General features: G+C 75.3%; 3 protein-coding genes. All 3 read left to right on the top strand.

All coding sequences use genetic code 11. The features are described 5' to 3' along the window. The first annotated feature begins 406 nt into the window (after positions 1–406). Complete coding sequence (locus ACFUEL_RS37700) at positions 407–1,615, top strand: MFS transporter (RefSeq protein ID WP_380242422.1); 1,209 nt, start codon at positions 407–409, stop codon at positions 1,613–1,615. 59 nt (positions 1,616–1,674) lie between these two features. Continuing rightward, positions 1,675–2,049, top strand: coding sequence for a nuclear transport factor 2 family protein (locus ACFUEL_RS37695; RefSeq protein WP_380242420.1), 375 nt, complete (start codon positions 1,675–1,677; stop codon positions 2,047–2,049). Between the two features lie 79 nt (positions 2,050–2,128). After that, positions 2,129–2,956: an SDR family NAD(P)-dependent oxidoreductase gene (locus ACFUEL_RS37690; protein WP_380242418.1), complete on the top strand. Its 828-nt coding sequence runs from the start codon at positions 2,129–2,131 to the stop codon at positions 2,954–2,956. The last annotated feature ends 35 nt before the right edge of the window (positions 2,957–2,991 follow it).

Genomic DNA, 2,991 nt, shown 5'->3' with positions numbered 1-2,991 from the left:
GGGGGGGGGGGGGGGCGCCCGGCGCCGCGGGGGGGCGGGGCCCCCCGGGGGCCCCCCGGGGCCCCCCCCCCCGTCGGGGCGGCGGGGGGGGGGGGGGGGGCGGGGCGCCCGGGGTCGGAGTCGCTTTCGGGGCCGCGGCCGGGGCCGGGGTCGGTGGCGATCCGCCGCTGCCGGTCGTCGCGGCGGCTTGAAGTGCACTCCAACTGCCTTGCTGTCATGGGCTGTTCAGAATGCCGGCGAGTTGACGCAGTACCGCTGGCGACTTGCCACAGTGTCCCGGCGGGGCGCGCTCCGGGCCCCGGGGACCGGCCCGCTGGCTAGCGTTCCGGGAGTGGGTGGGCCCGGCCGGGACAGTCACCCGAACCCGCTCACCGCGCACCGGAACCCACCTCTGAAACGAGGCCCCGTGAATCCTCGGAACCCCACTCCCGCCCTGCTCGCACTGGCTCTCGGCTACTTCAGCCTGGGCACCGTCTCGCTCGCCGTCGTCGGCCTCAACGCCCCGATCGGCAAGAGCCTGGAGGTCGCCCCGGCCAGCGTCGGCCTGCTGGTCACCGTGTTCGCCCTCACCTTCGCGGTGGGCGCGCCGACGGCGCCCGCCCTGCTGCGCCGGACGGACCGCAAGAAGGTCCTGCTGCTCGGCCTGGCGCTGCTCACCGCCGGCGGCGCGCTCAGCGCGGTCGCCCCCGACTACACCACGATGACGCTCAGCCGGGTGCTCGGGGCGATCGGCGCGGCGGTCTTCGGACCGGCCTCCTCGGCGGCCGGCGCGGCCCTGGTCGGGCCGGAGCGGCGCCACCGGGCGCTGGCGACGGTGTTCGCCGGCATGACCGCCGCCTCCGTGCTCGGCGTCCCGCTCGCCTCCTTCCTGGGCTCCACGATGGGCTGGCGCCCGGCCCTGCTGGGCGTCAGCGCACTCTCCGCACTGGCCCTGGTGCTGGTGGCGGTGCTGGTGCCGGACCTGCCGGCCGGCGAACCGCCGACCGCACGGGCGTACCGGGCCGCGCTGCGCACCCCCGGCGCGCTGCCCACCGTCGCCACCACGCTGCTGTTCATGGCCGCCCAGTTCACCGTGTACGGCGTGGCCGGCGCCTACCTGGCGGCCCGCTTCGACGCCGGCGCCGGGACGGTCTCCGCCACCCTGATGGTCTTCGGCGCCCTCGGCGTCCTCGGCAACGCGCTGGCGCCGCGGATCAGCGAGAAGCTCGGCGGCACCCGCACCGTCACGATGTCGCTGACCGGCCTGGGCGCGGCCCTGGCGCTGCTGGTCGTCGCCCCCGGAGCGGCGGCCGTCGGCCTGCTGCTGTTCGCGCTCTGGGCCTTCTTCAGCCAGCTGTACCAGGCCCCGCAGCAGGCCCGGCTGATCACCCTGCTGCCCGCCCACCCGGCGCTGATCCTGGCGCTGAACGCCTCCGCGCTGTACCTGGGCATGAGCCTGGGCAGCCTGCTCGGCTCCACCTTCCTGCCCCCGGTCGGCGCGACCCTGATGCCCGGGATCGCCCTGCTGCCGCTCGCCGCGGCGGCCGGCACGCACGCGCTGTCCGGCCGGCGCACCAAGACCCCGGCGGCCCCGGCTCCGGCCGGGCAGCCGGTCCTCGCACCGTCCAACTCCTGACCACCGTCCGATTCCTGACCACCGAGCAGTACCGAAACCCACGAACGGGAGAACCCGCGATGTCCGAGAACAACAAGCACCTGGTGACCCAGTACCTCAGCACCGTCTGGAACGAGGGCGAGACCGCCGAGGCCGACCGCTTCCTCGCCGAGGACCTCGTCCAGCACAACCCCGGCCTGCCCGACGGCCGCAAGCCGGTGGTCGAGTTCGTCGCCGGGTTCAAGGCCCAGGTCCCGCAGGGCCGGTTCGAGATCCGGCGGATCGCCGCCGAGGCCGACCTGGTCTTCGTGCACAGCCACTTCACCGCGCAGGACGGCGACGCCGGCATGGCCGTGGTGGACGTCTTCCGGATCGCGGACGGCCTGATCGCGGAGCACTGGGACGTCAAGGAGGACGTCCCGGAGACCACCGCCAGCGGTCGTCCGATCGTCTGACCCGCCCCCTGCCCCCCGCTGCCCGGAAGCGCCGACGGTGCTTCCGGGCGGCGCCCGTCCCCGGAACCCGGAGGCTGCTGTGACACCCATCGAAGAACAGACCGTCCTGATCACCGGCGCCACCGACGGCCTCGGCCGCGCGCTGGCCCGCGAACTCGCCGCCCGGGGCGCCACCCTGGTGCTGCACGGCCGCAGCCGGGAGCGGGGCGAGGCGCTGCTCGCCGAGCTGCGCGCCGAGACCGGCAACGACCGGGTCAGCTACCTGCTGGCGGACTTCGCCCGGCTCTCCGACGTCCACGCGCTGGCCGAGCGGGTGGCCGGCCTGGAACGGCTCGACGTGCTGGTCAACAACGCCGGCATCGGCGTCGAGCACACCCGCCGGGAGAGCCGGGACGGCCACGAACTGACCTTCCAGGTCGACTACCTGGCCGGGTACGTGCTGGCGGTGCGCCTCGCCCCGCTGCTGGCCCGCTCCGCGCCGGCCCGGATCGTCAACGTCAGCTCGGCCGGCCAGGCGCCGATCGACTTCGACGACGTGATGCTGCGCCGCCGCTGGGACGGCGGCCAGGCGTACTGCCAGGCCAAACTCGCCCAGATCATGCTGACCTTCGACCTGGCCGAGGCGCTGGCCGGCACCGGGGTGACGGTCAATGCGCTGCACCCGGCGTCGTACATGCCGACCAAGATGGTGGTCGGCCTCTTCACCCCGCGGAGCACCGTCGCCGAGGGCGTGGGGAACACCCTGCGGCTGGTCGCCGATCCGGCGCTGGACGGGGTGACCGGGCGGTACTTCGACCGCTCGGACGAGACCCGGGCCGCCGGCCAGGCGTACCGGAGCGACGCGCGGGCCCGGCTGCGGGAGCTGAGCGGGGAACTGACCGGGGTGCCGTTCGACGCGGTGCGCTGAGCCGGGGCCGGCCGGCCGCATCCGCTGTGCGGAGC

This window comes from Kitasatospora sp. NPDC057198 (genome assembly GCF_042670125.1).
Classification (GTDB): Bacteria; Actinomycetota; Actinomycetes; order Streptomycetales; family Streptomycetaceae; genus Kitasatospora.
This window is presented reverse-complemented; position numbering and strand designations above follow the sequence as displayed.

Coding starts and splice junctions, on each gene's coding strand:
- ACFUEL_RS37695 (WP_380242420.1), top strand. CDS start 1,675: ATGTCCGAGAACAACAAGCACCTGGTGACCCAGTACCTCAGCACCGTC.